6 protein-coding genes and 1 pseudogene are annotated in these 7,117 nt (G+C 60.2%); 4 read left to right on the top strand and 3 right to left on the bottom strand.

Annotation, left to right across the window (positions count from 1 at the left end):
- Positions 1 to 194: 194 nt before the first annotated feature.
- Together ACZRMS_RS25275 and tcdA are read right to left on the bottom strand one after the other, a co-directional pair.
- Positions 195 to 293, bottom strand: a pseudogene (locus ACZRMS_RS25275) (tRNA threonylcarbamoyladenosine dehydratase); the annotation flags it as partial.
- Positions 294 to 421: 128 nt separating this feature from the next.
- A complete protein-coding gene (gene tcdA, locus ACZRMS_RS25270) occupies positions 422 to 1,240 on the bottom strand; it encodes a tRNA cyclic N6-threonylcarbamoyladenosine(37) synthase TcdA (RefSeq protein WP_463997538.1) in 819 nt (272 codons plus the stop codon).
- Positions 1,241 to 1,515: 275 nt separating this feature from the next.
- On the opposite strand from tcdA, the gene ACZRMS_RS25265 reads away from it, so the two are divergent.
- The 4 genes from ACZRMS_RS25265 (at position 1,516) to ACZRMS_RS25250 (ending at position 6,629) form a co-directional block, all read left to right on the top strand.
- Entirely contained in the window at positions 1,516 to 4,107 is a 2,592-nt protein-coding gene (locus tag ACZRMS_RS25265) for a glycosyltransferase (protein ID WP_463997537.1), read from the top strand.
- Between the two features lie 103 nt (positions 4,108 to 4,210).
- Positions 4,211 to 5,362, top strand: coding sequence for a succinyl-diaminopimelate desuccinylase (gene dapE, locus ACZRMS_RS25260; RefSeq protein ID WP_463997536.1), 1,152 nt, complete (start codon positions 4,211 to 4,213; stop codon positions 5,360 to 5,362).
- The gene (locus tag ACZRMS_RS25255) at positions 5,362 to 6,171 is read left to right on the top strand and encodes a putative RNA methyltransferase (protein WP_463997535.1); all 810 of its coding nucleotides are present in this window, start codon (positions 5,362 to 5,364) and stop codon (positions 6,169 to 6,171) included. Before dapE ends, ACZRMS_RS25255 begins: the two co-directional genes overlap by 1 nt.
- An 80-nt stretch (positions 6,172 to 6,251) precedes the next feature.
- Complete coding sequence (locus ACZRMS_RS25250; RefSeq protein WP_463997534.1) at positions 6,252 to 6,629, top strand: hypothetical protein; 378 nt, start codon at positions 6,252 to 6,254, stop codon at positions 6,627 to 6,629.
- A gap of 121 nt (positions 6,630 to 6,750) precedes the next feature.
- On the opposite strand, the gene ACZRMS_RS25245 is transcribed toward ACZRMS_RS25250, so the two are convergent.
- Positions 6,751 to 6,960 (bottom strand): cold-shock protein, encoded by a 210-nt coding sequence (locus tag ACZRMS_RS25245; RefSeq protein ID WP_019822157.1) that lies wholly within the window; start codon positions 6,958 to 6,960, stop codon positions 6,751 to 6,753.
- Positions 6,961 to 7,117: the final 157 nt, after the last annotated feature.

Genomic DNA, 7,117 nt, shown 5'->3' with positions numbered 1-7,117 from the left:
AGGCCGCCTCACCCCTGCCACGATCTTGTCCACCGCCTTGGTGGCCGCAACCATGCGGGAACTGGCAGGCTAGCCATTGCCGCCCTCTGTGGGAGCGGGCTTGCTCGCGATGCGGGCGATTCGGTTCATCTGAAAAACCGCGCCGACACTATCGCGAGCAAGCCCGCTCCCACAGGTCAGGTCCGAGGCGAGCCTTATTCCTGTGGTGCAGGCTTCACCCGCTCCGAAGGCCGCCTCACCCCTGCCACGATCTTGTCCACCGCCTTGGTGGCCGCAACCATGCGGGAACTGGCAGGCTAGCCATTGCCGCCCTCTGTGGGAGCGGGTTTGCTCGCGATGCGGGCGATTCGGTTCATCTGAAAAACCGCGCCGACACTATCGCGAGCAAGCCCGCTCCCACAGGTCAGGTCCGAGGCGAGCCTTATTCCTGTGGGGCAGGCTTCACCCGCTCCGAAGGCCGCCTCACCCCTGCCACGATCTTGTCCACCGCCTTGGTGGCCGCAACCATGCCGAAGGTCGCCGTCACCATCATCACCGCACCAAAGCCGCCGGCGCAGTCGAGCTTGACGCCATCGCCGACAAAACTCTTCTGCAGGCAAATGCTGCCATCCGGTTTGGGGTAGCGCAGCTGCTCGGTGGAAAACACACACGGCACGCTGTAATGCCGGGTCATGGTGCGCGAAAAACCATAATCGCGGCGCAAGGTCGAACGCACCTTCGAGGCCAGCGGGTCGTTGAATGTGCGGTTCAGGTCACACACCTGGATCAGCGTCGGGTCAATCTGCCCGCCCGCGCCTCCGGTGGTGATGATCTGGATCTTGCGCCGCTTGCACCAGGCAATCAGCGCCGCCTTGGCATTGACGCTGTCGATGCAGTCGATCACGCAATCAATATTGGGGGTGATGTACTCGGCCATGGTTTCGCGCGTCACGAAATCCGCCACTTCGTGAACGACACAATCCGGATTGATCTGGCGCAGGCGCTCGGCCATCACTTCGACCTTGTCCCGACCAATGGTCGTGCTCAAGGCGTGCAACTGGCGGTTGCTGTTACTGACGCAAACGTCATCCAGGTCAAACAGCGAAATTTCGCCAACGCCGCAGCGCGCAATCGCCTCTGCCGCCCACGACCCGACACCGCCAACACCGACGATCGCCACATGCGCCGCCTTCAGTCGTTCTAGGCCTTCCAGCCCATATAACCGGGCTACACCGGCAAAACGTGGATCTTCTGTACTCATGACCAACACCCCAAAAACCGGCGCGCATTATAGGGGGCTTATATTGCATTGAGTATCTTTCCTACAGCCTATGCGACCAAGCCTGCTTTAATAGCAGACTGAGTAACGAGATAAGAGCTACAACAAATAAAGAAGAACTTAAATTGGCGGCGATTGCCAAACGTTAGCCCCCCGTCTGAGCTCTGTACGACCTGCCAAAGCTCGGTGTAGGATGCGCGCCGCTTGGCACCTGCCGACCGATCTTCGTTCCACTCCCTTTGGAACCCGAAATAGCTATGTCATCGCGTAAATTTGGACTCAACCTGGTGGTGGTGCTGGCCATCGCCGCGCTCTTCACCGGCTTCTGGGCGCTGATTAATCGCCCGGTCTCTGCGCCCAACTGGCCAGAGCAAATCTCCGGCTTTTCGTACTCGCCGTTCCAGCAAGGCCAGTACCCGCAGAAAGACCAATACCCGACCGACGATGAAATGCGTCGCGATCTGGAGATCCTCAGCAAGCTGACCGACAACATCCGGACCTACTCGGTCGACGGCACCCTGGGCGATATCCCCAAGCTGGCGGAAGAGTTCGGTCTGCGGGTCACCATCGGGATCTGGATCAGTCCGGACCTGGAGCGCAACGAGCGCGAAATCCAGAAAGCCATAGAACTGGCCAATAACTCGCGCAGCGTAGTGCGGGTTGTGGTGGGTAACGAAGCCCTGTTCCGCGAAGAAATCACCCCTGAAGACTTGATCGTGCTGCTGGATCGGGTCCGGGCTGCAGTCAAGGTGCCGGTCACCACGTCCGAGCAATGGCATATCTGGGAGAAATACCCGGAACTGGCCAAGCACGTTGACCTGATCGCCGCGCACATCTTGCCGTACTGGGAATTTATCCCGGTGGACAAGGCCGGCGAGTTCGTCCTGGACCGTGCCCGTGACCTGAAAAAAATGTTCCCGAAAAAACCGCTGCTGCTCTCGGAGGTTGGCTGGCCGAGCAATGGCCGCATGCGCGGCGGCGCCGATGCCACCCCGGCTGACCAGGCCATCTACCTGCGTACGCTGGTCAACACCCTGAACCGCCGTGGCTACAACTACTTTGTGATCGAAGCCTTCGACCAGCCGTGGAAGGCCAGCGATGAAGGTTCGGTAGGCGCGTACTGGGGCGTGTACAACGCTGCCCGTCAGCAAAAATTCAACTTCGAAGGCCCGGTGGTAGCGATTCCACAGTGGCGCGTGCTGGCAATTGGCTCGGTGGTGATGGGCCTGCTGTCGCTGGCACTGCTGCTGATCGACGGCTCGGCCTTGCGCCAGCGTGGCCGCACCTTCCTGACCTTCACCGCATTCCTCTGCGGTTCGGTGCTGGTATGGATCGGTTACGACTACAGCCAGCAATACAGCACCTGGTTCAGTTTGACGGTGGGGTTCCTGCTGGGACTGGGCGCGCTCGGGGTCTTTATCGTCCTGCTCACCGAGGCCCATGAACTGGCCGAGGCGGTATGGACGCGCAAGCGGCGAAGGGAATTTTTACCGGTCGAGGCCGACGATGCCTATCGCCCGAAAGTCTCGATCCATGTGCCGTGCTACAACGAGCCGCCGGAGATGGTCAAACAGACCCTCGACGCCCTCGCCAATCTCGACTACCCCGATTTCGAAGTGTTGATCATCGACAACAACACCAAGGACCCGGCGGTCTGGGAGCCCGTGCGCGACTACTGCGCCACCCTCGGCCCGCGCTTCAAGTTCTTCCACGTCGCCCCCCTGGCCGGTTTCAAGGGTGGCGCGCTGAACTACCTGATCCCGCACACCGCGCCGGATGCCGAAGTGATTGCCGTGATCGACTCCGATTACTGCGTGGATCGCAACTGGCTCAAGCACATGGTGCCGCACTTTGCCGACCCGAAAATCGCCATCGTGCAATCGCCACAGGACTACCGCGACCAGAACGAAAGCACCTTCAAAAAACTCTGCTACTCGGAGTACAAGGGCTTCTTCCATATCGGCATGGTCACCCGCAACGACCGCGACGCGATCATTCAGCATGGCACCATGACCATGACCCGGCGCTCCGTGCTCGAAGAGCTTGGCTGGGCCGACTGGTGCATCTGTGAAGACGCCGAACTGGGCCTGCGGGTGTTCGAAAAAGGTTACTCCGCAGCGTATTCCCACAACAGCTACGGCAAGGGCCTGATGCCCGATACCTTTATCGACTTCAAGAAACAGCGATTCCGCTGGGCCTACGGTGCGATTCAGATCATCAAGCGTCACACCTCAAGCCTGTTGCGCGGTAAAGACACGGAACTGACCCGCGGCCAGCGCTATCACTTCCTCGCGGGCTGGTTGCCGTGGGTGGCCGATGGCATGAACATCTTCTTCACCGTGGGCGCCCTGTTGTGGTCGGCGGCGATGATTATTGTGCCGACGCGGGTCGATCCGCCGTTGCTGATTTTCGCCATCCCGCCATTGGCACTGTTTGTGTTCAAGGTTGGCAAGATCATCTTCCTGTACCGCCGTGCGGTGGGGGTTAACCTCAAGGATGCGTTTGCGGCGGCACTGGCCGGGCTGGCGTTGTCGCACACCATCGCCAAAGCGGTGCTGTACGGTTTCTTCACCACCAGCATTCCGTTCTTCCGTACGCCTAAAAACGCCGACAACCACGGCTTTTGGGTCGCCATCTCGGAAGCCCGCGAAGAAGTGTTCATCATGCTGTTGCTCTGGGGCGCGGCGCTGGGGATATTCCTGGTACAAGGTCTGCCGAGCAACGACATGCGTTTCTGGGTAGTCATGCTGCTGGTGCAATCGCTGCCGTATCTGGCGGCACTGATCATGGCCTTCCTGTCTTCGCTGCCCAAACCGGTCGAAGCCACTGAAGAACAACCTGCTGCATAAATTGACTGCAACCTCTAAACGGCGGCCTCTGGCCGCCGTTTTGCTTTAAGATGTCCGCCCTTTCTCGCCCGCCCCGCACACGCCCAGACTCGGAGTTCACACCATGACGGCCCACGCCGACCTTTCGCCGACCCTGCAACTTGCCTGCGATCTGATCCGCCGCCCTTCCGTGACGCCGATCGACGCCGACTGCCAGAAGTTGATGATGCAGCGCCTGGGCGATGCCGGCTTCAAGCTGGAGCCAATGCGCATTGAAGACGTCGACAACTTCTGGGCCACCCACGGCAAACACGAAGGCCCGGTGCTGTGCTTTGCCGGCCACACCGACGTGGTACCGACCGGCCCGGTCCAGGCCTGGCAAAACGACCCGTTTGACGCACTGATTGATGAACACGGCATGCTCTGCGGCCGTGGCGCTGCCGACATGAAAGGCAGCCTGGCGGCAATGCTGGTGGCCGCCGAGCGTTTTGTCGCCGACTACCCGGACCACAAGGGTTCAGTTGCGTTCCTGATCACCAGCGACGAAGAAGGCCCGGCGCACCACGGCACCAAGGCTGTGGTCGAGCGTTTCAAAGCCCGAAACGAGCGTCTGGACTGGTGCATCGTGGGCGAGCCGTCGAGCACCACCCTGGTGGGCGACGTGGTCAAAAATGGCCGTCGCGGTTCCCTGGGCGCCAAACTCACCGTTCGCGGCATCCAGGGCCACGTGGCCTACCCGCACCTGGCGAAAAACCCGATCCATCTGGCAGCACCTGCGCTGGCCGAACTGGCCGCCGAGCATTGGGACAACGGCAACTCGTTCTTCCCGCCGACCAGCTTCCAGATTTCCAACCTCAACTCCGGCACTGGCGCGACCAACGTGATCCCGGGCGATCTGGTAGCCGTGTTCAACTTCCGTTTCTCGACCGAGTCCACCGTGGAAGGCCTGCAAAAGCGCGTGGCTGACATCCTGGACAAGCATGGCCTGGACTGGCACATCGACTGGGCGCTGTCCGGCCTGCCGTTCCTGACCGAGCCGGGCGCCCTGCTGGACGCAGTGTCGTCGAGCATCAAGCAGGTGACCGGCCGCGAAACCAAGGCTTCCACCAGCGGTGGTACCTCCGATGGCCGCTTTATCGCGACCCTGGGCACGCAAGTGGTCGAACTGGGCCCGGTCAACGCGACCATTCACCAGGTCAACGAGCGGGTTCTGGCCAGCGATCTTGATGTACTGACCGAGATCTACTACCACACCCTGATCAAGTTGCTCGCCTGATGCTTGCCTGCCCGATCTGCTCCGAGCCGCTCAGCGCGGTCGACAATGGCGTGGTTTGCCCGGCCGGCCATCGCTTTGACCGTGCCCGCCAGGGCTACTTGAACCTGCTGCCGGTGCAACACAAAAACAGCCGCGACCCGGGTGATAACCAGGCCATGGTTGAAGCCCGCCGCGACTTTCTCAACGCCGGCCACTACGCCCCGGTGGCCAAACGCCTGGCCGAACTGGCTGCCGAGCGTGCGCCACAGCGCTGGCTCGACATCGGTTGTGGCGAGGGTTACTACACCGCGCAAATCGCCGAGGCCTTGCCCAACGCCGATGGCTACGCGCTGGATATCTCCCGCGAAGCGGTCAAGCGCGCCTGCAAACGCAACCCGCACCTGACCTGGCTGATCGCCAGCATGGCCCGCGTGCCATTGGCCGATGCCAGTTGCCAGTTTCTGGCCAGCGTGTTCAGCCCGCTGGACTGGCTCGAAGCCAAGCGCCTGCTCACCCCGGGAGGCGGCCTGATGCGTGTAGGCCCGACTCGCGGGCACTTGATGGAATTACGCGAGCGGCTGTACGACGAAGTACGCGACTACGCTGACGACAAGCATTTGGCGCTGGTGCCTGAAGGCATGCAGTTGCAACACAGCGAAACACTGGAATTCACCCTCAGCTTGAGTGAACCTCAGGATCGCGCCAACTTGCTGGCCATGACCCCCCACGGCTGGCGCGCCAGTGCCGAGCGTCGGACCCGGGTCATCGAACACCCGGAGCCTTTAGTGGTGACAGTTTCGATGCGCTACGATTACTTCGTACTTCAATAACCAACTTTACGGTCAAGGGCACAGGCCCTTGACCCGATTAATCCGCGAGTGGATTTTTCAGACCCGCAGTGAGGACATCCATGCGCCAACCCGATATCGAGATTTACCTGAAAGAAGCCGTCACTTACAAAGACGTCGAAGCCTGGCTGGCTGAAGTGCTGGGCCCGTGCACCGAGTGGAAAAAGAAAGGCGAAACCTGGAAGTGCACCGCTGGCGACGTACCCGTTACCTGGATGCCAAAAGCCGTCGGCAAATGGAACAGCCTGTACCTGGACAGCGACAAGACGCCGTGGGAAGACGACATCACCTGCGCCCACGCGGCCTTTAAGGCGCTGAACGTCGAAGTACGCTGTGCACCGGGCAGCTGGGTAGAAGAACAGGGTGAAGCAGACGCCGATCGCTGGATTCGTATCAGCGAAGACGGCCAGGAAGAAATCACCTGGAAAACCGGTTCCTGATTCGGATCGGCCATAGATCCCTGGTGGGAGCTGGCTTGCCTGCGATGCGACCAACGCGGTGTCTATTGTGCACATGCGGTGATGCAATCGCGGGCAAGCCAGCTCTCACAGGGTGACAGCGTTACAACCCCACTACATCTTCAGCCTGCAACCCCTTGTCACCTGTGACCTGGGTGTATTCGACCTGCTGGCCTTCAGCCAGGCTGCGATGGCCTTCACCGCGAATGGCGCGGTAATGCACAAATACGTCAGCCCCGTTTTCACACTGAATAAAACCGTAGCCCTTGGCGTCGTTGAACCACTTCACACTGCCTGTTACGCGCGTTGTCATAAAATCTATCCCCCTTTTTATTATTGATCGGGCTCAAAATTGGCCCCTTGAGAACTTTCGCTTGAACTAGACTTTTTGATTCTTGGTCTTACGCAGCACAGCGAAAGAGCTCCGAGTATAAGTCAGGCAAAAAAACACTCAATCAATATTAGTTCGC

This window comes from Pseudomonas sp. B424 (genome assembly GCF_055408345.1).
This window is presented reverse-complemented; position numbering and strand designations above follow the sequence as displayed.